The following is a 22,522-nucleotide window of genomic DNA, read 5'->3' as shown; positions in this document are numbered from 1 at the left end:
TGTCCAGATCGAAGAGTGGTGTGCGGCAAGTTGAACAGCAAACTGCGGATCGCTCGTGACCCCAACCTTTTTGGCTTGGCGGTTGTCCTTATGGTGTGGGGGTGAGGAAACCGTGAGCGAATGGGAAACGATGGCGCGGGCCTTGATGGCCGAACGTCATCCGAGGCTGCTTGCGAGGGCCAGAATGCTGGTGCCTTCGCTGGCCGAGGCCGAGGACCTTGTCCAGGACGCGTTGATCGCAACTTTCTCGAAGCGTCGCGGCTTCGCTTCTTTGGCGCAGGCCGAGCAGTATGTGCGGCGCGCGATCGTCACGACCCACCTCAATGCCGCAAAGCGAGGGGCGCGGGAACGGCAGCGGTGGGCGAGCGTCGGTTCGGCCGACGTCGTTCCGGACCACGCCGCTGAGGTTGCGGGCGAAGCTGACGTCGCAGGAATCCTGCATGGCCTTGCGCCCAGGGTGAGGGCGTGCATCGTGTTGCGCTATCTCGAGGATCTGTCCATTGCCGACACGGCCAGGGTGTTGGGCCTGAGCGACGGAGCGGTGAAGCGGTACGTCTCGGACGGTCTGAGGGAACTCAATGGTCGTCTAGGAACCCAAGCCACGGTCGCGGACGTCGTCGTGGCCCGTGTGGACGTTCGGCCTGGAGGTGTGGCATGAGCGGAGAAGACCTGCGGGCGATCCTGGGCCTGCGTGAGGAAGGATTCGCGGCCGAACTGCGCGAGCACCGTGTTGATGAGGTGAGCGCACAGCGTGTGTTGAGCCGTTCGCGTCGTGCGCTTCGTGTGCGTTCGGGTGCTGTCGCCGCTGTTGCGGCCGTGGCCGTCACCATCGCAGGCGTGGGGGTGTGGGCTCTGACGGGCCAGCAGCACCGCGAGCCGCTCGTGGCCCCGCCATCGCCCTCGCCGGTGACCGTTTCTGCTTCCCCGACGCCCAGCCCCACGCCCACGCCGAGTGCCTCTCCAAAGATCGTATTCCCGGCGCCGCTCCCGGCGGACGGGCTCTTCCTTGAGGCGCAGCAGCTCACGCAGAGCGTGTGGCTGGCGGCCGACGACGGGTGGAGCCTGACGTACTGGCAGCCGTCCAGGCAGTCGCGGGCAGTGGATAGTCAGGAGGTCACTGACCCTGGCGTCGCGGCAATCTATCTCATGGACAGCAACGGAAACCGCTACGAGGTCTCGCACTTCGACGTTCCCGTGGACGCAGAGATCCAGCTTGTGGCGTGGGAGCCGACGGAGTTCGCCGCGACGGTGATTTATGACGCAGAGGTGCGCAAGGAAGGGGGTACCTCGAATCCAGAGTTGGCCGTCTTGGACCTTCGCACCGGCGCCATCACCGTGTCCGATGTCGTTGCACCACCCACCGTCTTCTTCGGTGTCAACTCGGACAACAACCTGCTGTTCCGTACGGGCAATTCGGGCGAGGATGTCACGGTCTTGACGCGGTCACTTGATGTCGTCGGAGTGCTCCCCGGCCGGGCTCATGACCGCCTCAGCCCTGACGGCACGACTCTGGTTCACGAGACGAGAGACGACTCCTCGGGTCAACCGTTGTCGCTCGACGCCTACTCAGCGACGACCGGCGAGGGGTTGTGGTCTCAGGATGTCACCGCGGTCACCTCGGTCTCGGGACTGTACTGCGATTTATCTGGATGGATCACGAGAAACACGCCTGCGCTGACCTGTAAGGAGCACGGTCCGATTTATTTGGGTTACTACACTGGCGCAACCACGTTCTTTGCCGTCGATCAAGATGGTGTATCCGCAGCGATCGAGCCTCCGGGAGATCTCAGCTGGGGAAGCCCGTATCCCTTCCCCGCAGGCCTTGTCTCTTGTGGCGGCGATCAATTTGATGGGGGCGAGAGCTGCTCTCTTTACTACATTGAGGGCGCATCGCTGGTGCCGGTTCCCATGCAAACGGTAAGCACGGCCTGGCGTTCATTTACCGAATCTGGCGATGTCGTTGCGCTGAAAGTGCTCAGCGATGTCGCCGGCCCCCCATTCTCCGTCACCGCCATCCGGTACGACACCGGGGTCACGTTCACCATTGCTTCCCGTCAACAAGACGAACCCGCATTGTCGTGGAAAACCGTGAGTGGCGTTGTGATCGCGGGCGCGGTGGGTCCAGCCTTCTAGGAGACCGTGCGGCGACCCTCGAACGCGCGCCCGAGAGTGACCTCGTCGGCGTACTCAAGGTCGCCGCCAACGGGCAGGCCCGACGCGAGGCGCGACACCGTGATGCCGATGGGCGCGAGCATCCGCGTGAGGTACGTGGCGGTGGCCTCTCCCTCGATGTTGGGGTCGGTCGCGATGATGACCTCCTGGACCTTGCCGTCGCCCAGGCGCGTGAGCAGCTCGCGGATGCGAAGGTCGTCTGGGCCGACTCCGTTCATGGGATCAATCGCGCCCCCGAGCACGTGGTACTTGCCGTGGAACTCGCGCGTGCGCTCGATCGCGACCACGTCCTTGGGCTCCTCCACCACGCAGATCTGGTCCTCGCCGCGGCGAGGGTCGGCGCACACGCGGCACAACTCCGCCTCGGCAACGTTTCCGCACACCGTGCAGAAGCGCACCTTCTCCTTCACCGTGGTGATGGTCTCTGCGAGGCGGGCGACATCGCTCGCATCGGAACTCAGCAGATGGAACGCGATGCGCTGGGCGCTCTTGGGGCCGATGCCTGGGAGTCGCCCGAGTTCATCGATCAGGTCCTGCACAGCGCCGTCATACATGGGCTCCAGCGTAGGCGGCGGCGCCGACGTTGGGCGTCAGGCGCGGCTAGCGGGTTGGCTGCGGGGGTCGTATTGGCCGTAGGCCCCTGGGTGCATCGGGTGCCATGGCTGCCGTGGGCTGGGTGGCCGTGTCAGGCTGCGGCGCGCCCCGCGGTTTCGTCAGGGGCAATGGGATGGGGGGATGAAGTGGACACCACCCCCGTCCGCCATGACCTCCCAACCTTGGCGGTGGATGTCGTGGTGGCAGCGTGTGCAGAGCATCACGCCGTTATCGGCCAAAAATACCAGTGTCAAAATCTGATTACCCGCTCGATCCAGATTGCCAACCGGACCGCAGCTGACGTGACTAATCGGACGCCTACGGACATGACCCGACGTGGTCCGCGGCGACCATGCCCGCTCATCCCGGGCGGTAGCTGCCCTTCCTTCGCACCCCCGGCATCACCGTCGTGATCCCCGAACCGGCCGACCAGCAGGGCCATCACACGCGACGAGGCTCAGACTGCGGCAGCCCGCCGGCTCTGACTGTCGACGACGACTGAGCCTGGATCCACCGATCGATCGTGCGTGGGGGTCGGCGCGTTAAACGGAGAATGCCCTTCTGATCAGGACAAATAGGACTTGTCGAATGTTCCGATCCCGTAGCGAGCCGACTCGGCTTATTACGGGCACGCGACCGTGAATGCGGCCCTGCGCGCGGGTGGGGACGCGTCGATCACCGCGAGACAAGATCCCGCCGTCAAACGCGCCATCGGCACTATCCCCGAGACTGCGTGGACGACGACATGATGACCAAGCTCGGAGCTCGCAATCGGGTCGAGATCGCGATCTGGGCACACCAGACCAAGCGGAGGTCGCGGCGAGTGTTAGCACGGTCTCACTCACCCTGACGAGCGCCCAGTAGACGCCTTGTCAATTTGGGTGATCCGATCCGCCTGTGCCCCGGGCATCTCCGTATCGCCGACAACTCCAAGTTGCATGACCTTCGCAAACTTCCAAACGTTGGGTCTATCAGCTTTCTTGTATGCGTGGCTGGGCGTGACCTGGCTCCTAACCAAACCGCCTCAAGACCCATGCAATGCGAGACGCCCGCCCTTGAGTTGAGGCGGAGCGCGCGATGCCCAAGAACGGTGTGTAGCGCAGCGGCTAACGCAGCTCATCCAACGTCGATCGATGGCAGATCGAGAGCGCAAGATCAGCCGTGCGGTACGGCCTGTCGCTTTGGGGAGGCGATTTGGAGCAGGAACAGGGTGAGTAGCAGCGGGAAACCGATGCGGAAGAGCGCCGATTGGGTCGTGGCCTCCGGCTCGAAGAACAGGTCGGTAACGGGCCGGCCCGTCGCCGAGGAGACCTGCCCGGAGTAGAAGACCATGGCGGCCGCGAGCACAAGGATGTAGCCGAAGTAGGCGAGCACGCGCGTGGATCGCGGGAACGTGGTGCTGGCGAGGTTGGTGATCGTCTCCCCCGAGGCGACGATGTCCCAGCCCACCGCGGCGAGGATCAGGATCGCCGCCCACGCGGGTACGGTGGCGGCCCCCAGCGCGGCGTCGTACAGCTCATTGATCGCGGCGAGGGCGATGATGGCGCCGAGCATTCCCGGCAGGGCCGCCAAGAGGCGGTCGGCCCAGGCCGCGCGGCTACGCGAAGCGATACCGATCGCGACCGCCGCGAGGACGGCCGCGGCCGCCAGCAGCCCGCCGACGGTGAGCACGGGCCACGTCGCGGCGGGGCCGGCGAGGACGCGGCCCAAGGCGCTGACGGTTGCGAGAAGGGTGACCACGGTGATCGTCGCGAAGACCATCACGAGGGTGCGCCACGTCGCCGACCAGCGCCTGCCGAAGATAGCGAACAGCGCGAGACCGGCGAGCGTGAGCGCCAGCTCAATTCCGATGCCGAACGCCTTGATGAGGTCGGTGCGATGCTGCGCCTGCGCGTCGTCGACGGCGAGGCCGCCGTTTGCGGCCAGCACCGTGGCGAGAGTCGCCGGGGTCTGGTCGCTGGTGCGAACGGTGCGGACGATCGCCTCGAGTTGGGCGAGCTCGGTCGCGGCGTTCGCGCCGGTGGCGTCGCCGAAGAAGCCGCGCTCCTGTCCTCCCGATTCCGTTCGCAACCAGATGAAGGCGCTGCCTCCGGCCTGCGGTTGCACCGAGGCCTTCGTCCATCCCTGGTCCGACGAGGTCCCGCCGACCTGTGTCGTCGTGAGCTCGGTCTCGAGCGCCGCGAGCGTGGTGCCCGCGGACGCGACGAAGCCTGCGAGCAACACCGCCGAGCCGTCGGGGAAGGTGTTCTTGACGTAGTCAAGTTTGCTGGCCGCGTCGGAAGTGAAGGTCCACCCCAGGGGGATGAGCGCGGTGAAGCCGGTTGTTCCGGTCACGCTTTGCACGTTGGCGGACGACGTGTAGTCACCCTGCGCCGTGACGGGCGGGAGTGGCGGCACGGCATACGCCCCCGTCGCGGCGCCCGCGCCGGCCGCGACCAGCCAGGTGATGGTCGCGCTCACGCCGAACAGCGCCGCGAAACTCAGCGCCTTCGGCCATTCGAATCGGGAAACGCGAAGCGCCCGACCCCCAAGGAGGAGGAGCCCGATCCCCGCGAGGAGGAGCATCAGCGCCTCGGTGAAGCCCCAGAGCCGATGTCCCGCGGAGCCGCGGAGAATCACGAATCCGAAGACGATCGCGACCACGCTGGCGACGACCGAACCGACGACGCGACGGCGCGGCGCGGCGGGCTCGTCCCCGCTGGCCCGACGGTGGCGCGAGATTCGCTCCACGCCGAACTTCCCCCACTCGCCGAAGTCGACGGACGCGATCATTAGCAGCGGCGTCGCGAGCAGCGCAACGTCGCCCATCAGGAGCGACACCGTCTGTGGGAACAGCGTCAACCCGTTGATCGTCGGGCTCGCGCTCCACAACACGAGGAAGTAGCCGCCGAAAAGCACGCAGGCGACGATCAGCACCACCAGGCGCAGGCGCCGGTCGTCCGCCGCGTCGCCGTGCCGGCCGCGGCGAATCAGCAGGACCACGAGCCCGCCAAGGAGCATCGCGGCCAGCAGTCCTCGCGTGACCCACCGAGCCCACCCCGGCAGCAACACGTTGAGGCCGGCGATTCCGAGGACCCCGGTCGCCCACCCGACCAGCGCCACCAGCAACACGGTGCCGACCGACGCGACGACGGGCGTCGCGAGCAGGACCGACGCGACGACAAAACCCAAACCCAGGCAGAGCAACACCAAGGCGACGGCGAAGAGGGGGGCGCTGAGCGTCACCTGCACGTTGTCGACCGTGCCAAGGGAGACCGCCGGCGCCTTCACCTCGCGAGCGGCGATCGATACCGCGGCCGCAATGAGGCCGGCAAAGGTGACCGCCGTCGCGATCCGGAGCGGCCGATCCATCGTCGCCACGCCGAGGAGACGCTCGCGTAACTCGCTTCTGAGGCCGTGTGCGAGGTGGTTCTCCGCGTCGTGAGCTTGAGACGGCGAGTTCGTTGAGGACATCATTTCGACGCCTTCCCTCTAAGCAGTTGCTGCATTCGCGAGTGGCGCAATCGTACAGTCCTCCGGAAGCGCTTGCGGATATGAATCCGCGCGCCTGCCCGGACCAAGACTGCGCGAATCCGCCCCCCAATCGCATCAGCAACAGCCAGCAGCCGACAGAGTCCAACCCCAAAACATCGGTGGATCCAGGTTTAGCGGTCGGTCTCGAGACAAGCGGTGCCCGACCGGGATCGGCGCGATCCCGACGCCCGTGACCACGCCCGACATATGCGGAAGGCGATCAGGTTCAGGCACGATGATCTGTGGGCGACGTCATCACGAGATCGGGCGGCCCCAAAGAGGCCCCGATGCTGGCGGGTAGACCACCGCAACCGGCCGTCGCACCGATGAGCCGAGCCGCTGTCGTCGTGAGCCAGAACCGCGGGGTCGCTCGGGCTAGTTCTCGACGACGGCGCCCGCCCATGACTCGGCCGGACCGCCGAGCACCCAGGCGAGGGCACCGGGGAACGCTCCATGCCCGTCGGCGGGGGTGAGGTGCCCCTCGCCGGGGATCTCGACGGACGGTGCGCCCCATGCGTCGGCGAGCTCCGCCAGCGGAACGGTTCGAGCCGGGTCCTCGGTGCGACCGACAATCAGCGTGGGTAGGGACGAGAGTGGGCCGAGTGTGATGTCCGCAAACTTGGGTGCCGCCTCAGACCAACGCGGCCTTGTCGCGGGAGACACGAGGGCGACCCGTGAAGGGAGCAGGTGCGCTGGCAGCGACTCGGCGATGTGCGCCCAAAGAACGGTGCCGAGCGAGTGCGCGATCACGATCGTCGTTCCCTCGCCCGCCGTGAGCATGCCCAACTCGGCCTCCGCCACCGCGGCCCATGCCTCGGGGTCGGGGTCGTCGGGATCGGGCATTTGGGGGTACTGCACCGGAATGCGGGCGGTGCGGAGCTGCTCCGCAAGCCACCACAGCCAGTGGCCGGGCGGACGCCGGTGCCCCACACCGTGGAGCAGCAGCACACGGGGATTGTCCATGAGTGGCCCCTTCGCGCTAGTCGTTGACGGGTCAGTAGGCGACCGGTCAGTCGTTGATGATCGTCCCGCCGAGCATCGACGCGATAACGTCGGCGCCGGTGAGGTGGGCGGAGGGAGCCTGGGCGTCATCTGCCGACATGTCCTCGTCGTCCGACGGCGGCTCGTCAGGCATGGGCGGCTCTGAGGAGGCGCCCGAAGCGCGTTGTGACGCCCCGTGTGGGGCGCTGGAGGTCACGGGGACGCCCGCCCCTCCGGCAGGGCCGACGACGCCCTCGACGCGTACGTGCAGGCCCAGCGTTTCGCGCACCGCCAGGGCCACGTTTTCGGCGTGTGCGCCCGCACTGAAGCGCGCGGCAAGTGCCGGGTTGTCGAACGCGAGCTTGAGCACGCCGCCCTCGACGGAAGCGACCTGGCCGCTCTGCTTGACCATGGTCCAGGTGACGCGCCTGCGCTCAAGGGTGCCGAGCACCTCGTCCCAACGGCGCCTCACGAGCGCCGCGTCCTCGGGTCCGCTCGCGACATCGCCGGTGGGCGCGCGCACGGTGTCCGACTCGGCGGCGGCCGACGGGGTGGACGTTGCGGCGGGACGCGTCGCGGATGGCGCCGACGCTGCAGCGGGCTTGACGACGGGTACGGTCGACGTTGCGGACTCGTCCCGCGCTGTCTCCTCACGCGCTGCGGCGACGGCAGCCCTCGCGGCGGCAAGGCCTCCGCCCGCGGGTGCAGACGTTGGTGGCGCGGACGGGGCAGGCGGAGAGGCAACCTGTGCGATCGCGGGCGGTGTCATCGCGGAGGCCACGGGCTCGTCGGGAACCTCCCATGGGGGCGGGCTCCGATGGCTTGCCGGTGCGGGGGCCGCGCGCTGCGCAGGAGCTGGCTGCGCAGGAACGGGCTGCGCAGGAACGGGCGTCGCGGTGGCTGGCTGTGCAGGGGCGCTCTTAGCAACTGGAGCTGCCGCAGCGGCCGGAGCCACTGCGGTGACGGCAACGGCCGCACCCTGCTGGGCATCGGCCGCGATCAATCGCGCGCAAAGAAGTTCGAGGTGCAGGCGAGGGGACGTGGCTCCGATCATCGCTGTCAGCGCGTCGTTCACCAGGTCGCCCGCACGGGATGCCCGCACCAGTCCCAAGCGTCGCGACTGGTCGATCAATCGCTCTCGAGCATCCTCGGCATCCACGGCGAGCGCCTGCACGCCCGCCTGGCCGGAGGCCGCGAGCACGATGAGGTCGCGCAACCGCTCGAGCAGGTCCTCGACAAAGCGGCGCGGCTCGTGGCCGGTCTCGATGACCCTCGACACGACCCCGAAGAGGGAGGCCCCGTCGGCCGCTGCGATCGCGTCGACGGCGTCGTCGAGCAGCGTCGCGTCGGTGAAGCCGAGCAGCGAGATGGCGCGTTCGTAGGTGACTCCGCCCTCTCCCGAGCCAGCGATCAGCTGGTCGAGCACCGACAGCGAGTCGCGCACCGAGCCGCCACCCGCGCGGACGACGAGCGGAAGTACACCCGACGCGATCGTCGCGCCCTCTGCATCGGCCAGCTTCGCCATGTAGTCCGTGAGAATGCCGGGGGGGACCAGGCGGAACGGGTAGTGGTGAGTGCGCGAGCGGATGGTGCCGATGACCTTGTCTGGCTCCGTGGTCGCGAAGACGAAGCGCACATGAGGAGGCGGCTCCTCGACCAGCTTGAGCAGGGCGTTGAAGCCCTGCGTGGTGACCATGTGGGCCTCGTCGAGGATGAAGATCTTGTAGCGGTCGCGCGCCGGGGCGAAGGCCGCGCGCTCGCGCAACTCCCTCGCATCGTCCACGCCGTTGTGCGACGCAGCGTCGATCTCGACCACGTCGACCGACCCCGAGCCGCCTCGGGCGAGCTCGATGCATGAGTCGCATTTACCGCACGGGGTGTCCGTGGGGCCCTCCGCGCAATTGAGGCAGCGCGCCAGAATGCGTGCGGAGGTGGTCTTGCCGCAGCCGCGCGGCCCGGAGAACAGGTAGGCGTGGGCGACGCGGTCCGACTTGAGCGCCTGCATGAGCGGCACCGTGACGTGTTCCTGGCCGACGAGGTCGGCAAACGTGTCTGGCCGGTAGCGGCGGTACAGGGCGGTGGTCACGGGACGAGCCTAGCCCGCGGGGCCGACGTCACGTCGAGGTCGGGAGCGATGCGGCGTCGTGCATCGTTATCCGGGCGTGAAAGGACCCCTCACGCACCCGCCAGAGCCCGCTTACCCTTGCTTCATTCCTGACCTGGGGGAGTTGGGCGAGGTGACGCCACGTGAGGGGTCGCGACCATTCTAGACTCAACTGCACGCTCGTCACGGTCTCGCGTTTCGCCGGGGGCTCGCGCCTCGGGTAGCATTCTGGGGCCTGGAGGATTCGCCTAGTGGCCTATGGCGCACGCTTGGAAAGCGTGTTGGGGTAACACCCTCGGGGGTTCGAATCCCCCATCCTCCGCCAACCGACCGTGCCGAACCCCGAAGAAGGTAACCGTGGCGTCTCGCTCCCGCATCATGCGCACGCGTCGTGACGTTGTCCGGCGGCATCGGCGCGAGCGTCAGTTTCTCGTCTTTGGGCTCCTTGTAGGAGTGCTTGTCGCGTTGGGAGCGATCGCTCTTGCCGCATACCAGGGCCGCATCCAGGCGCCGTTTACTGAGGCGTTCAAAACCCCCGATCCCTCGTTCTCCTCCGACATCACGGTGCCGTGCCCTCCGCTGGACCCGGCCACCGGTACGACCCTGCTGCCCCTTGACCCCGCTAAGGTCGTGGTCCGGGTGCGAAACGCCACGGACCAGGCGGGACTCGCGCGGGACACGCTCGCAGTGCTCACCGGTAGGGGCTATAACGCCACCACCCCCGGCGCCACCAACTACGACGGCCGCACCTACGCCGATTCGGTCCGCATCCAGTTTGGCGTTGACGGCTTGAGGCAGGCATACACCGTTGGCAGGAACTTCCCGACCGTCGAGTATGTGCTCGACACCCGGAAGGGAGCTGTGGTTGACATCATCGTGGGGGCCACGTTCGAGGTGAAGAACATGCGACCGCAGTACGCTCCCGAGCTGGATGCCACGACGCCGTTGGCAAGGCCGGTGCAGTGCCTCCCTGTCAATCGCACGCCCCAGCAACCAGCGCCACACCTCATTCCTGTTGACCCGCTGGCCCCGACAGCGACCCCCACGCCGACACCAAGCCCGAGCCCTAGCGCTTAAGAGGCTCGAAGGGGAACGTGGCGCGTTCGTAGGCGCTCAGCGCCGGGGCGGTGTGCGGAGCGCTAGCCAGCGCGCGATGTGAAGCGACAACGGCCCGGCACCCCGCTTGGAGGTCCGGGCCGTTGTCATCTGGCGGTGCCGGTGACGCAAGGTTGGAATAATGCGGCTTGGGCCGCAGTGACTAAGCCCCTGGATGAGCTCGATCCTGGAAGTCACCGCGCAGCATCCTGATGCCCGTCCGATCGCCCACCCGGTCGCGTCATTGAAGAGAGTTACTTGTACACCGTGAACTTGGGCTCTTCTGGCTGTTACGGGATTCCACTGACTGCCGCGTCCGGCAGTCCCCGATTGCTTATCCGGCGACCGTCGCTAGGGGACTTGTCGAACGTTTCGAGTCTGTCGTGATCTGGCTACATCCACGCCGCGAAGAACGACAAATACCCAGAGCATCTGTGCGAGTGGCGCGACAACGATGCCCCAGACGATCGACGCGATAACATCGCTCGGGAAGTGCACACCGTCGATCACGAGGGCGGTGCCGACTCCAAAGACGAGAAGTCCGCCGATAATTCCGGCGATCCAACGGCTGCGTGTTGCGGCGAGCCCCAAGACGATCGTGACAACCAGTGCCGTCACGAAAGCGGCGTGCCCACTCGGGTACGAGGCGTCAACCTGCGCCGGGCTGAAGGAGAAAGGAAGAAGGCTGACATCGGGGCGAACTCGATGCACAATGAGTTTGACGACGGCCAATGAGAGCCAGGTAGCGGCAATGGTGGCCGCGAACGTAGAGACGACACGCAGGTTCCGCGTGATGGCGAAAATGATGCCCGTGAGAACAACCGTTCCCACGATGGCCGGGCCCGGTCCGAAGATCTTGTAGACCGCGTTCGTCACCGTTCCGATCGCGCCGTGGTGGTGGGCGTTCAGGAACTGCACGACCGCAAAATCAAAATTGCTTGTGCGAATAATCAGACCGAAAACCAGAACAACAACGATGCCGACCGCTGCGGTCCAAACGATCCGGGCCCGATAAGGGGACGGTACAAGCAGCGCTCCAAACAACCCGCGCGTACCGCTGAGCGATGATTTCCCTGCCGGGTTCGGCGTAATCGTCATGCGTTGTCCACCTCTGGCATCGGGTCCGACGCGATCCGCGTGGCGTCGTAGACGAGGCCAGCGTAGTTGTTCAGTGCCGCGACACTTCCATTGAGCGCCTCTCGTGCGGCTGCCGCCTCGGTCTCGGCAACGTCGGTGAACTGGCGTCTATCGAGGTCAACCATCCAGCGTTGCAGTCGTTCGAGGCTCTGCTCCTCCTCCTCAAGCTCACCGAAGGTGAACTTCTTCTTGGCAATCTCGCGGTCAATGTGGAGTCCGGCGTGCGAGAGGCAAGACCTACCGCCGCGTGGTGAAGAGTTCATTGATCTGGTTCTCAAGGGCGTCGGGGGTGAAGGCGACCGGGCCAAGGTCTTCGTGTTCTCCGCTTCTGAAGAGGAGGACTTGCTGAATCAGTGGGCGCACTACAGCGGCGCTGGCGGGTTCGAACTCGGCATCTCGACGCAGAAGAAGTTCGATGTGCTGGTGCGGGAGCCTGTGGTGGCTGAGACCAAAGGCCCTCCCTCGTTGCTCGACGGCTGGTGGGCTGTCATCTACGACCCGGCGGTTCAGCAAGAGAGCGCGCGTCTCCTGCTCGAGACGGCACTCCAGCAATTCAAGACTTCATTTACCGGAGTGGGCTTCGAGAGCACTGCCGCGTGGCGGAGCGCCCGCATCAAGACGTGGGCGGCGTTCTGGAAAGATCCCGCCTTCCGCGCCGAGAGGGAAGTTCGCTACGTGACTGCACTCTCCGGCACGCAGCACCCTAAGTTCCGCGTCTCGGGTTCAAGGTTGATCCCCTACGTCGAGCTGAGGCTGCAAGAGGCCGACGAGAGGCCTCAGCGCTTCTTGATTGGGCAAGTCAGGTTGGGCCCCGGCGTCGATGTCGAGACCGAAAACAACGTGCGCAGCCTCTTGGCGGCAAACGGGCTCGCCACGTTGGACGTTTGGAGATCGAAGGTTCCGTACGCAAGTCGCCGCACCTGACTTGAGGTTGATCCTTACCTCCTCGACATCCTTGAGAGTTCGTCGGTTTAGCCCGGCAGTGCGACCGCTATCCAAACCCGGATCACCCGAGTAACGTAGCGATTGCCCCCCGTTGCGACGGATCGGGAAGAGGGCCCTTGGACCCCCGCCGGACGACTGGACCTTGGGCCTCTCGCTTTGTTAACGCCGTTGGTTATCTGGCTTCGCTCAGGTGTTGCTTACGCGGCCACGGCCGCGTAACATTGCAATCGCCCACCGTTACGACGGATCGGGAAGAAGGCCCTTGGACCCCAGCCGGACGACTGGACCTTGGGCCTTTCGCCTTGTCTGGGCTACTTCGACTCAGGCGTGCGAGTCTTCACTAACAGTGTTGGTCGGAGTTCGTCCATGAATGAGCAGTCCCCGAGATGTTCAGCATTGATTGCCCCGAGCACGGTGTCGGCAATCCATAGGAGTGGCTCGTCGCCTCCGCGCAGGTGCGCGATCCGAACACGGGTGTCGAGCCCCTGGCTTTGCAACGCGACGATGTGTTCGCGATCAGCACTGTCCTGCTTGCGATCGCGGCTCTCAAGAGTCACGTCGAACACCGGCATCGAGATGAGCTCGTGATAGAGCGTCTCGAGACACTTCCGTCGGTAGCGCTCGATTTTCTTGTGTCTCGCGTGGAGGTGGGTCACGACGACACTCATGGGTCCGAGGTCGACGATCTGCGAGACGATCTTCCGGCGACGTGCAGGGCTCTCAGCCGTCCAGTGAAACTTGATCTGGCCAGGGAGCAGGAGTGAGCGCAGCTGTTCTCGGACCTCGTCACACGCGCCATCCGAGATGATCGCCGCGCAGATGAGGTACTCCTGCTGATCGTCTCCACGGCCGGCCGCGGACTCGTCGACGAACGCCCGGAAGCCCATGTCAGCCCCTCCAGCCTCGTCGTCGGTATTCACCTCGTTCAAGGTAGTGCCACTTGACGCTTGGGTTGGCCTTCAACACCCCAGAGCCACTTCCGAAACGCGTGCGCGCGCGTCCGACCACAAAGAAGAGACCCCCGCCGCTTGTCATGAGACAAGCGAGCGGGGATCCTCTTTTGGGCCGTTCATCCTTCAACTGGACCCGAAATGGTTCGACGACAACGCTCCCGACTGGAAGACGACGGGCGACATCGGCGACGCGGGTCGCCGGTTTCAAACTGCGGCGCTTGCCTGGGTTTGCGAGAGATTTGGTCAGCATCGAATCGTCGCGACGTCGCTCCACCTCGATGAGGACAGTCCTCAACTGCAGGTGATCTTCACCCCGGTCACAGAAGATGGGCGTTTGTCGCAGAAGGACTTCTTCACCCGCCCCGAGGCGCTGAGCGCGATGCATACGGAATTGCGTGAGCATATGGCCGGCGCTGGCTACGACGTTGAGTTCTTGCGCAGCTCCCGGTCAAAGGAGCGCTTCAGTTCGCAGGAGTTCGCGGCCAAGGCCGATCGGGTCCGCGACAAAGAGGCGGCGGCGCAAGCCCGTCAGTTGGAGCTTGACCGGCGGAACGGCGTACTCACGGAGTACGACTTGCATCTCGACGACCGCGAGACCGAGCTTCGCAAGGCCGAATATGCGCTCCCTGCGCTTCGACAGGGGGCTGTCGAAGAGGGGAGGAGGCAGGGCCGTGACGAGATCGAGGAGGCGATCTCGGATTCCAATGTGTTGCGGCGCCTTCTCCGTGAGGCCTTGGCGAGCGCTGACGAGTATTGCTCGGCGATGCGGCAGATAGTGTCCACGGCGCGCGAGCTCGCACTCACGCCAGGCGAGCGCAATCGAATTGACGATCTGGTGCGGAAGCCGAACGACGAAAAGCAGTCCCACTTGTCGGCCATCTACGAGAGGTTCCCGGAGTTGAGAGAGATCGGCGGAGAATCAGAAGTTGAGGCAGCGCGTAATCATCCGGAACTCAGCCGGTGACCAGAGCGGACTGTGTCTTTAGTTCGCGCCGTTAGCGGCATCGCCAGCGTCTGGGTCTATCCCCATCATCATGTTGTAGTGGCCGATGTTGCCAGTGGCATCGAACACGGTTCGGAACACCATAAGGAAAACTTCGTTCGAGGTACCAACATTGACGAAGTCGAGGTCCTCCCAGGGCGCGTCGTGTGATCCCTCGTTCGCCCAACCGATCAGTGATCGATATGCGTCGAGCTGTGCACCGTCCGTGAATTTGTCTTCGAGGTCATGGAAACTGCGCCCACCGACGTGCTTGAAGTACGTCTCTAGGATTCGCCTCATCGCGTTCTGAACACCGAAGGCCGCCCCACCTGCCTCTCCACCTGCGTCCTTGACGCTCTCCCACAGCATTCGATAGGCAGACGTCACGGGCGACACCCCGTAGGGCCGGATGGTGCTGGGGCTGTTCGCTGTCTTCTCGAGGACAGCGTGGGTGACCTGGCCTGCGTTGGGGAACTTCGTGTTGTTTGCTCCCTGCCGTGGGAACGTTATCTCACTGTAGAAGCGTGTGTTGTGGGTCAGGACCAGCACCTGCGTCACGTGAGACTTGGGGTCGGTGGCCATGCGCATGAGCTTGCGAACCATTTGGCTCACCATCCACATAATCCCGCTGTCCAGGCTCGAGATGGGGTCATCGATGACGACCACTGCAGGGTCGGGGTCCCGGTCCGCGCTGTCGGAACCGGTCACTTGATAGTAGAAGTGCAGAAATGTGATGAAGGTCCGCTCGCCTTCACTGAGCGACTGGCCAGTGATCGCCTCGCCGCCGTTGCGCGCGAGGCGGTAATACCCGGACTCTTCCGCGGCTTCAAGCGTGAAACTCGTGAAACCCACGTTCGCCAGATAACCGTTGATGTGCTCAATTGCAGCCTTGTCCGACTTGGCCAGCGAGTGCAGTTCGGTTGCGCGGCTCTTCAGCCGACTCAACTCTTTCGCCGTCTCTTCCAGCCTCTGCTCGAGCACCGGGACTTGCCCACCATCGCTCTTTCGCGCCGTGTCGTAGACCGCCAAGTCTGCCCGAAGGGTGTTGCGGACAAAGTGCTCCCAGACATCGCTGACGAGCTCTCGGCGGGAGGTCTTGCGATCGGCGAGAAGGCTGTTGTGTTTGGTGATCGCAGCGTTCGCTGCGTCGACAAGGGCTTCAGTAACTGCGACCTCACTGTCGCCGGAGTCGACACGCACCACCTTTGATGGGTGATCCCGCTTGTCCTCGAGAATGCGCAAGTTGTCTTCGAGGACCTTCTCGAGGTTCACGCGCGACGCAGCGAACTCCGCGGCGTCGAGGAATTGTGGGTCTGCCTTGGCGACGCTTGCCAATGTCTCCTTGACGGCCACCACCGTCGTCCGATAATCCTTGGCGAGAGCGGCCAGGCTCTGTTTCTTCGCCCGGTACTCGCCGTCGAAGTATGCGGCGAGATCCTCGAGTAATGACTGCGGCTGAACGTTTTGACAGAAAGGGCACCTGCCGGCGCTGTGCTCGAGGTACTCACGGCCCGTCTCGACCCAGTCGCGGTTTCCGAGTTTGTCAATCAGTTCGGCGAGTGAGACGTCGGCAGCTCCGGTGACTTCCTCACTTAGCAATTCGGCGCACGGCAACTTGTTGGGATCGGTGTGATCGACGGAGGGGATCGAGTCCACCGGCGGCATGTCTTCGACGAAGACTGCGGCCGCTCGCGTGCTAAGTTCATCCAAGGCAGGGTAAGGATCGGTAGATTCTCTGACGGCATCGTGTGTCTTGACCGCCTCGTCGAACATGAGCTCTCTGCGCTTAGACCCCTCCCACGTGGGTGCAAAGCTTTGATCGAAGGCGCGAAATGCGACCCACACGGCTTCCGTCAGAGCTTCCTCTGCCGCATCTAGCCTGGCAGTGCAGGCGTCGAGTGTCTTCTTGCGACTCTTGAGTTCGTCTTCGGCCAGGGCGATCCCTCCTTTCTCATCGCCCTTGCCCTCGAGTTCATCGAGTTCTGCTTGCGCGCTTACGTCTGGCTCGCCCAGGAGGAAGACGCCGGGCATTCGCTCGGGCTCGCGGATCGTCTTATCGACAACGTCGCGGTTGTAAACGTGAATACGCTGCGGCACGCCATCTGCCCACTCCAGTCCGGAAGGGTAGTCGCCAGCGAGGTATCGGCTGATTGTTGTCTTGCCGGAGCCGTTCTCGCCGAATAGGAAGTTCAGTGGTCTATTAGTGACCCAGGCGCTATCGGCGCTAACCGGCGCCCGCCCGTGGACTGTGATCGAACTCAGCATCGAATTCCCCCTCGAGAAGATTGCCTTTCGCAGGTCACTCAGAAAGTATCAGGTGCGCCCGCGGGTGGCGGGACTTCCCGCGGTGCCACACCTGGGGGCAACCAAGGGGCGCCGACAGTATCGGCACGAGCAGCGGACTCATAATCCGTCGTTCGTAGGTCCAAGCCCAACTCAGCCTGTCTTAAGCCATGCCCCTCGGTGGTGTGCACAGTTGAATTCCCTCGCCCGCATACGTGTCCGCACGCCAACCGCGTGTCAACGGTCGCTGCGAGGCTATGTGCGTTTGGGTACGGATCGGACGAGTTGCCCGAGCTTTCGTGGACTATGATTGCTCCCAATAGTCCCCCTCGCACGCCTCTCAACGATGCGCACATGCGAGGGGCCTTTTTCTTTGTGTAGGGCGGCGCAAGCCAAGCGGCCAGGTGTGCCGGTCCGTCCCCGCAACGCGAAGGGCGCGCACACCCGAGCGCGACCCGCTGCCGCCTCCTCTCGAGCGCCCCGGTACCGTCCTCCCGACGCTGCGCACTGTCACAGAAGATGGTCTGCTGGCGCACGTGGTTTGAGCTGCCCGCAACTCCGTCAAGTGCACCGTCCACCTAGTATTTGGCTATGGCTGATCGTGCATTGCCACAGGAAGAGCCGGACTCCTCGCCGGATAGTGCGAGTGATGGCGATTCGGAGCCAGGGGTGCTCGCGTCGGCCGCAAGCGAACCACTGAAGGGCGTTCCAGAGATAGGCGAGTCGTGGTCGCGATGGTACGACTACCCGTATCGCCTAATTGAGAGTGCGCTCGTTCGACGGCGATGGTGGAGGAGGCTGCCTCGGGCGGCCCGCACGGCCGCGGTCAATGCGGAGAACTGGCTAAGGATCTTCAACGAACTTGATCACGAGAAGGCCCGCGACAGCGTTGGTTCTTGGGACGAGTTCGCCATGCCAGACGGTGAGCGCATTGAGGTTCCTGCCATGTGGGTAGTGGAGATCTATAGCCCAACGTACGCGGTACGCCTCGACTCGCTCCTGCGAGCTAAGCCTTGGCAGAGACGCGTAGGCCTCGACCCGCCCGGAGAAGGTCTTGACGCGATACTGAATACGATTCGCGAGGACGGCGGGGAATCATGGGCGCCACTAGGCACTTTTGTGCCGAGCGACTCTAGGGGATTCGGAGATCCGTGGACTAAGCGCGAAAGCTTGCCAGAGGGCTTTTCGAGCATTGATCTACATATTGGCTCATTGAGTCCTTCCCTCACAGTCGTTGCCGCCCGATTTCGACTCAGTCAGAAGGCGGCGATGGCGCTTGATCGCGAAATTCGTCTCGACCACAAACCGCGCATCATCAGAGAAGGAAGAAGGTTGCACCTCTACCAGACCCTGTTTCAGGCGATCAACGAGGTCCAGGGCGAGCGCGAGGCGCTTCACGACTCAGCGAGAGGTTGGCTTGCGAACAAACTGCCTGGCGTGTTCGCAACCGAAGGAGCGAAAAGGCTCCCATTGCTCGATCTGCTCTTGACCGATCAGTTCGACCCACTTATCTCGGACCCCTCGGGGTCCGAACGGCATTACCTCCGCTCGCTTGGCCTCGACTCGCCGGGTTGGTGGCAGGTTGCCCTTCCTGAATTCCCGGGAATTTTGCTCGACACGTATCATCCTGAACGTCTTCGATCGGCTGACCGCAGTCTCTTTTCGCTGCAGCGAAATCGACTCCGGGACCTCCGCAGAGAGGACGCGAACGGAGACGTCGCCGATGACGCGCGCGGATGGGTGATCGCTCGTGACGTTAGCGACGGCGCAATGCGCCTACTCACCCGTATTGCGATTGGCGAACTACTCCGGCTCAAGGCTCGAAACGTCAGCCACTCGCGGGACCTCGCACTTCGAATCCACAACGGGCGGCGCCCCGCGCGGAGCATCAAGCGGCTAAGGACCTCCCTCCTGACGAACAGTCTCGACATCGCAACCAGCGCCGCCGAGGTAAGTAGGTTCGCTTCGAATACGCGAAAGTTCGAGTTCTGCGTCCCGACTCTCGAGTTCCAAGCCGGACCCAGAAACTCTGGCTCGAAGCCGCTTGCCGCGGACGAAAGAGATCAGCTTGCTTCGATGGCGAAAGCAATTGTCGACGAAGCCACCGCACTCGCCGAGGCCGACCGATCCTTGAATGGGCTCCTCGGCGTCGTGTTGTCGCTCACCTCGACGCTCTCGTCGATGAGAAGTCAACGGTGGTCCGTGTTCTTGAGCGTCGCCTCTGTTGCGGCCGCAGTCTCTGCAGCATGGCTCGCCTTCGCCGCGCTCGAGACGGCCCGGCGCTAGGTAACGTGCCCAAGCGGGCGTGCAGACAGCACCCTCTGCGAGAACCTTGAAACTGTCGGGTTGACGGGAGTCACGAAAGCCCGACGATGATGAGTTGGACGGACCGCTCACGCCGCACCTCGCTGCCCAAACCGGCCACGTCAGCGGCATCCCGACCAGGGAGCACACTCGCGACAACTCGGCTCGTCTGCCTGACTGACGCGCTGTTCATGCCGGACTGTTGCTGTTCTGTTGCTACGGTGCCATATCTGGACAACAGAAAGGGCCTGTTCTCGCTGTTTTACCAGGGAGAACAGGCCCACTACGCTGGCGGTGCCGGTGGGATTTGAACCCACGGTGGACTTTCACCCACACACGCTTTCGAGGCGTGCTCCTTAGGCCGCTCGGACACGGCACCGCGGACAAGGATACCGGCCCGATAGGTGCCTACCAAACCAGGGCGTGAGTCGTCGCTCGGCCCGTGTCCGGGGAGCTTCAGGTCCCGCGTTTGGCCGCGAAGAACTCGCTCAAGAGCGCGGCCGATGCGTCGGCGGCGATTCCCGCCACGACCTCGACCTGCGCGCCGAGCCTCGCGTCTCTCACCAGGTCCCATTGGCTGCCCGTCGCGCCGGCCTTCTCATCCCAAGCGCCGATGACGAGTCGAGGAATCCGTGCCGCCAAGATGGCCCCCGCACACATGGCGCACGGCTCGAGGGTGACGACGAGGGTGTGGCCGTCGAGGCGCCACCTTCCCAGTTGCGAAGCCGCGTCGCGCAGCGCGAGGATCTCGGCGTGAGCGGTGGGGTCACGATCGACCTCTCGCCGGTTGTGGCCGCGACCCACGATTTCGCCCTCGGGGGACAGTACGACGGCGCCGACGGGCACATCGTCGTGGGCGGCCGCCTCGCGCGCCTGCGCGAGCGCCTCCGCCATCGCCCCGCGAACGTCCATAGGCGCCAACCTAGCGGACCATGGGACCGTGGGGCTGCCCTAGCGGGCCCGTCGCGCGGTAGCGTGTGGCCATGCACCTCCACGTCGCTAATCACCCGCTCATCGATCACAAGGTCACCGTCTTGCGTGACGCGAGCACGCCGTCACCGACCTTCAGGCTTCTCGTCGATGAGCTCGTGACGCTGCTCGCCTATGAGGCCACCCGTAACGTTCGCGTCGTCGATCACGAGGTGACCACCCCCCTGACCGTGACGATGGGTACCAAGATCGCGAGTCCGGCGCCGATCATCGTGCCAATCCTGCGCGCCGGTCTGGGCATGCTCGACGGGATGACTCGCCTGCTGCCGAGCGCCGAAGTGGGCTTCTTGGGCCTGAAACGCGACGAGGAGACGCTCAAGGCGATCACGTACGCCAATCGCCTGCCCGAGGACCTTTCCGGGCGCCAGGTCTTCGTCCTCGACCCCATGCTTGCGACCGGTGGATCGCTCATTGCCGCCATTGAGTATGTTCTCGAACGCGGTGCCACCGATGTCACGTGCGTGTGCCTATTGGCCGCGCCGGAGGGAATCGAGAACGTGCGCAAGGCGGTGGGCGATAGGGCCGATGTGAGCGTCGTCGTGGCTTGCGTCGACGAGAAGCTCAACGAGGTCGGCTACATCGTTCCCGGGCTTGGAGATGCGGGCGACAGGTTGTACGGCGTCGTTTAGCGGTCGACGCGGGCGCCGCCGCCGCCGGCGAGCTTGAGGACTTCGGCCTTGGTTGCCATGGTGGTGTCGCCGGGCGTGGTCATCGCCAGTGCACCGTGTGCGGCACCGTACTCCACCGCGGTCTGGAGGTCCTCGCCCGTCAGGAGACCGTAGATCAGTCCGGATGCGAACGAGTCGCCCCCGCCGACGCGGTCGAGGATCTCCAGCCGCTCGCGGTGGGTGGCCTGCACGACGCCGGTCGCCGGGGACCAGGCGATCGCGCCCCAGTCGTTGATGCTGGCCGTGCGCACGGTGCGCATCGTGGTCCCGATGACCTTGAAGTTCGGGTACGCCGCGGCTGCCTTGGTGATCATCGCCGCAAACTTGTCCACTTCAAGGGCGGAGAGGTTCTCGTCCACGCCTTCCACCTCGAACCCGAGGCTCGCGGTGAAGTCCTCTTCGTTGCCGATCATGACGTCGATGAAGGCGGCGATTTCGCGGTTGACCTCCTGGGCCTTGGCCTGCCCACCGATGGCCTGCCACAGGCTCGGGCGGTAGTTGAGGTCGTAGGACACGACAGTGCCGTACTTCTTCGCGGAGGTGACCGCCTCGATGACGGTAGCCGCGGTGGACTCACTGAGCGCAGCGAAGATCCCGCCAGTGTGCAGCCAGCGCACACCGAGCTCCCCGAACAGGTGGTCCCAATCCACATCCCCTGGCCCCAGCTGGGACACGGCGGTGTGGCCGCGGTCGGAGACGCCGACCGCCCCTCGCACGCCGAAGCCGCGCTCGGTGAAGTTCAGCCCGTTGCGCGCCCCGCGACCGATCCCGTCGTAGGGCACCCATTGGATGAACGAGGTGTCCAGCCCGCCCGTGAGGATGAGGTCCTCCACCAGGCGCCCGATCTCGTTGTCCGCCAACGCCGTGACGATCGCGGCACGCAGCCCGAACGCTCGACGCAGGCCCCTGGCGACGTTGTACTCCCCACCACCCTCCCAGGCCCGGAAGGACCGGGCGGTGCGGATCCGTCCCTCACCAGGGTCCAGTCGTAGCATCACCTCACCCAGGGACACCGCGTCGAAGCGGCACTCGGATGCGGGGCGGAGGTTCAAGTCAGCCATGGTCGAGATCCTTCGTTGGTCAGCGGTTCGAAGAGGTCAGGGGGTGCTCAGCGGGCCACGGCCAACAACGTGCGGACCATGGCGACGGCCTCGGCCGTCAGAGCCTGGATGTCGGCAAAGTCGCCGGACTTCACGAGGTTTCGAGGGACCATCCAGGAACCACCGACGGCGGCCACGGTGGGGATGGCCAGGTATTCGGCGAGGTTCTTGGGACCAACTCCCCCGGTGGGCACGAACCGGACGTCACCGAACGGAGCGGCGAGCGCCTTGATCGCGGCGGCGCCTCCGGAGGTGCCGGCTGGGAAGAACTTCACCGTAGTGATGCCCAGCTCGAGCGCAGCCTGGACCTCGGTCGCGGTGACCGCGCCAGGAAGCGCCAGCACACCCTTGTCTTGGCAACGTTCGACGACCGCCCTGGACAGACCCGGCGAGACCACGAAACTGGCACCGGCCGCCACCGCCTGGTCCACTTGGGCCACGGTGAGCACCGTGCCCGCGCCGACGAGGATGTCGCCGCGGGCCGACATTGCACGGATGGAGTCCGCCGCGGCGGACGTCCGGAAGGTCACCTCCGCGACCGGCAGCCCACCCGCGACCAGGGCACCAGCGAGGGCGTCGGCATCGGCGGCATCGTCGAGCACCACCACCGGAACCAGACGCGCGGAACTCAGAAGTGACAAGACATCCATGGTGTATCCATCTCTGTAGAAGGTGCTGTGGTGACCGTGATCCCTTGCGGT

Annotated in this window: 18 protein-coding genes, 2 tRNA genes, 1 other RNA gene and 1 pseudogene; 9 read left to right on the top strand and 13 right to left on the bottom strand. The window is 64.9% G+C overall.

Going from position 1 to position 22,522, the window contains the following annotated elements:
* Positions 1-112 precede the first annotated feature (112 nt).
* Together BKA03_RS13140 and BKA03_RS13135 are read left to right on the top strand one after the other, a co-directional pair.
* Complete coding sequence (locus BKA03_RS13140; protein WP_152649476.1) at positions 113-658, top strand: sigma-70 family RNA polymerase sigma factor; 546 nt, start codon at positions 113-115, stop codon at positions 656-658.
* Complete coding sequence (locus tag BKA03_RS13135; RefSeq protein ID WP_062074336.1) at positions 655-2,133, top strand: hypothetical protein; 1,479 nt, start codon at positions 655-657, stop codon at positions 2,131-2,133. Before BKA03_RS13140 ends, BKA03_RS13135 begins: the two co-directional genes overlap by 4 nt.
* On the opposite strand, the gene recR is transcribed toward BKA03_RS13135, so the two are convergent.
* Positions 2,130-2,726 (bottom strand): recombination mediator RecR, encoded by a 597-nt coding sequence (gene recR / locus BKA03_RS13130; RefSeq protein WP_062074335.1) that lies wholly within the window; start codon positions 2,724-2,726, stop codon positions 2,130-2,132. The genes BKA03_RS13135 and recR overlap by 4 nt on opposite strands.
* A 645-nt stretch (positions 2,727-3,371) precedes the next feature.
* Between recR and BKA03_RS15420 the strand changes: the two are divergent.
* Positions 3,372-3,509, top strand: a pseudogene (locus BKA03_RS15420) (IS1380 family transposase); the annotation flags it as partial.
* Positions 3,510-3,921: 412 nt separating this feature from the next.
* Here BKA03_RS15420 and BKA03_RS13125 read toward each other — a convergent pair.
* From BKA03_RS13125 to ffs, 4 genes are all read right to left on the bottom strand, one after another.
* The gene (locus BKA03_RS13125) at positions 3,922-6,222 is read right to left on the bottom strand and encodes a hypothetical protein (RefSeq protein ID WP_062074334.1); all 2,301 of its coding nucleotides are present in this window, start codon (positions 6,220-6,222) and stop codon (positions 3,922-3,924) included.
* Between the two features lie 432 nt (positions 6,223-6,654).
* Positions 6,655-7,242 (bottom strand): RBBP9/YdeN family alpha/beta hydrolase, encoded by a 588-nt coding sequence (locus tag BKA03_RS13120; RefSeq protein ID WP_062074333.1) that lies wholly within the window; start codon positions 7,240-7,242, stop codon positions 6,655-6,657.
* 46 nt (positions 7,243-7,288) lie between these two features.
* The gene (locus BKA03_RS13115; RefSeq protein WP_062074332.1) at positions 7,289-9,346 is read right to left on the bottom strand and encodes a DNA polymerase III subunit gamma and tau; all 2,058 of its coding nucleotides are present in this window, start codon (positions 9,344-9,346) and stop codon (positions 7,289-7,291) included.
* Between the two features lie 77 nt (positions 9,347-9,423).
* Positions 9,424-9,520, bottom strand: an RNA gene (gene ffs, locus BKA03_RS13110) — signal recognition particle sRNA small type.
* 81 nt (positions 9,521-9,601) lie between these two features.
* Between ffs and BKA03_RS13105 the strand changes: the two genes are divergently transcribed.
* Positions 9,602-9,689: transfer RNA gene (locus BKA03_RS13105), tRNA-Ser, on the top strand.
* Positions 9,690-9,721: 32 nt separating this feature from the next.
* A complete protein-coding gene (locus tag BKA03_RS13100) occupies positions 9,722-10,441 on the top strand; it encodes a LytR C-terminal domain-containing protein (RefSeq protein ID WP_062074331.1) in 720 nt (239 codons plus the stop codon).
* A gap of 369 nt (positions 10,442-10,810) precedes the next feature.
* On the opposite strand, the gene BKA03_RS13095 is transcribed toward BKA03_RS13100, so the two are convergent.
* On the bottom strand, positions 10,811-11,557 hold the full coding sequence (locus BKA03_RS13095) for a phosphatase PAP2 family protein (RefSeq protein ID WP_062074330.1): 747 nt from the start codon (positions 11,555-11,557) through the stop codon (positions 10,811-10,813).
* Positions 11,554-11,859, bottom strand: coding sequence for a Chromate resistance protein ChrB (locus BKA03_RS15010; protein WP_062074329.1), 306 nt, complete (start codon positions 11,857-11,859; stop codon positions 11,554-11,556). The genes BKA03_RS13095 and BKA03_RS15010 overlap by 4 nt, the downstream gene beginning before the upstream one ends.
* Before the next feature lie 52 nt (positions 11,860-11,911).
* Here BKA03_RS15010 and BKA03_RS13085 point away from each other — a divergent pair, with 52 nt between their 5' ends.
* The gene (locus BKA03_RS13085; protein ID WP_062074328.1) at positions 11,912-12,520 is read left to right on the top strand and encodes a DUF2971 domain-containing protein; all 609 of its coding nucleotides are present in this window, start codon (positions 11,912-11,914) and stop codon (positions 12,518-12,520) included.
* 332 nt (positions 12,521-12,852) lie between these two features.
* Here BKA03_RS13085 and BKA03_RS13080 read toward each other — a convergent pair whose 3' ends face one another.
* Entirely contained in the window at positions 12,853-13,461 is a 609-nt protein-coding gene (locus BKA03_RS13080) for a hypothetical protein (RefSeq protein WP_238579372.1), read from the bottom strand.
* 13 nt (positions 13,462-13,474) lie between these two features.
* Here BKA03_RS13080 and BKA03_RS13075 point away from each other — a divergent pair, with 13 nt between their 5' ends.
* Positions 13,475-14,458 (top strand): plasmid recombination protein, encoded by a 984-nt coding sequence (locus tag BKA03_RS13075; protein ID WP_179398096.1) that lies wholly within the window; start codon positions 13,475-13,477, stop codon positions 14,456-14,458.
* Positions 14,459-14,476: 18 nt separating this feature from the next.
* Here the strand turns inward: BKA03_RS13075 and BKA03_RS13070 are convergent, their stop codons facing one another.
* Complete coding sequence (locus BKA03_RS13070; protein WP_083971197.1) at positions 14,477-16,741, bottom strand: AAA family ATPase; 2,265 nt, start codon at positions 16,739-16,741, stop codon at positions 14,477-14,479.
* Between the two features lie 609 nt (positions 16,742-17,350).
* Here BKA03_RS13070 and BKA03_RS13065 point away from each other — a divergent pair.
* Positions 17,351-19,045, top strand: a complete 1,695-nt coding sequence (locus BKA03_RS13065) for a hypothetical protein (protein ID WP_152649473.1) — start codon at positions 17,351-17,353, stop codon at positions 19,043-19,045.
* Between the two features lie 307 nt (positions 19,046-19,352).
* Here BKA03_RS13065 and BKA03_RS13060 read toward each other — a convergent pair.
* Both BKA03_RS13060 and BKA03_RS13055 read right to left on the bottom strand, forming a co-directional pair.
* Positions 19,353-19,442, bottom strand: a tRNA-Ser gene (locus tag BKA03_RS13060).
* A gap of 77 nt (positions 19,443-19,519) precedes the next feature.
* Positions 19,520-19,975, bottom strand: a complete 456-nt coding sequence (locus BKA03_RS13055; protein WP_238579371.1) for a nucleoside deaminase — start codon at positions 19,973-19,975, stop codon at positions 19,520-19,522.
* A 71-nt stretch (positions 19,976-20,046) separates the two neighbouring features.
* On the opposite strand from BKA03_RS13055, the gene upp reads away from it, so the two are divergent.
* Positions 20,047-20,682 carry a uracil phosphoribosyltransferase gene (gene upp, locus BKA03_RS13050; RefSeq protein WP_062074323.1) on the top strand — a complete coding sequence of 212 codons (636 nt, stop codon included), beginning with the start codon at positions 20,047-20,049 and terminating at the stop codon, positions 20,680-20,682.
* On the opposite strand, the gene BKA03_RS13045 is transcribed toward upp, so the two are convergent.
* Both BKA03_RS13045 and eda read right to left on the bottom strand, forming a co-directional pair.
* Complete coding sequence (locus tag BKA03_RS13045) at positions 20,679-21,782, bottom strand: sugar kinase (protein WP_062074322.1); 1,104 nt, start codon at positions 21,780-21,782, stop codon at positions 20,679-20,681. The two genes, upp and BKA03_RS13045, sit on opposite strands and share 4 nt — an antisense overlap.
* 47 nt (positions 21,783-21,829) lie before the next feature.
* Positions 21,830-22,471, bottom strand: a complete 642-nt coding sequence (gene eda / locus BKA03_RS13040; protein ID WP_062074321.1) for a bifunctional 4-hydroxy-2-oxoglutarate aldolase/2-dehydro-3-deoxy-phosphogluconate aldolase — start codon at positions 22,469-22,471, stop codon at positions 21,830-21,832.
* Positions 22,472-22,522 lie beyond the last annotated feature (51 nt).

It is taken from the genome of Demequina lutea (assembly GCF_013409005.1).
GTDB lineage: Bacteria > Actinomycetota > Actinomycetes > Actinomycetales > Demequinaceae > Demequina > Demequina lutea.
The sequence above is the reverse complement of the archived record's forward strand: the minus strand, read 5'-3'. Positions and strand labels throughout refer to the sequence as shown.

Coding starts and splice junctions, on each gene's coding strand:
- recR (WP_062074335.1), bottom strand. CDS start 2,726: ATGTATGACGGCGCTGTGCAGGACCTGATCGATGAACTCGGGCGACTC.
- eda (WP_062074321.1), bottom strand. CDS start 22,471: ATGGATGTCTTGTCACTTCTGAGTTCCGCGCGTCTGGTTCCGGTGGTG.
- BKA03_RS13045 (WP_062074322.1), bottom strand. CDS start 21,782: ATGGCTGACTTGAACCTCCGCCCCGCATCCGAGTGCCGCTTCGACGCG.
- BKA03_RS13120 (WP_062074333.1), bottom strand. CDS start 7,242: ATGGACAATCCCCGTGTGCTGCTGCTCCACGGTGTGGGGCACCGGCGT.
- BKA03_RS13055 (WP_238579371.1), bottom strand. CDS start 19,975: ATGGACGTTCGCGGGGCGATGGCGGAGGCGCTCGCGCAGGCGCGCGAG.
- BKA03_RS15010 (WP_062074329.1), bottom strand. CDS start 11,859: ATGAACTCTTCACCACGCGGCGGTAGGTCTTGCCTCTCGCACGCCGGA.
- BKA03_RS13135 (WP_062074336.1), top strand. CDS start 655: ATGAGCGGAGAAGACCTGCGGGCGATCCTGGGCCTGCGTGAGGAAGGA.
- upp (WP_062074323.1), top strand. CDS start 20,047: ATGCACCTCCACGTCGCTAATCACCCGCTCATCGATCACAAGGTCACC.
- BKA03_RS13070 (WP_083971197.1), bottom strand. CDS start 16,741: ATGCTGAGTTCGATCACAGTCCACGGGCGGGCGCCGGTTAGCGCCGAT.
- BKA03_RS13065 (WP_152649473.1), top strand. CDS start 17,351: ATGGCTGATCGTGCATTGCCACAGGAAGAGCCGGACTCCTCGCCGGAT.
- BKA03_RS13095 (WP_062074330.1), bottom strand. CDS start 11,557: ATGACGATTACGCCGAACCCGGCAGGGAAATCATCGCTCAGCGGTACG.
- BKA03_RS13125 (WP_062074334.1), bottom strand. CDS start 6,222: ATGATGTCCTCAACGAACTCGCCGTCTCAAGCTCACGACGCGGAGAAC.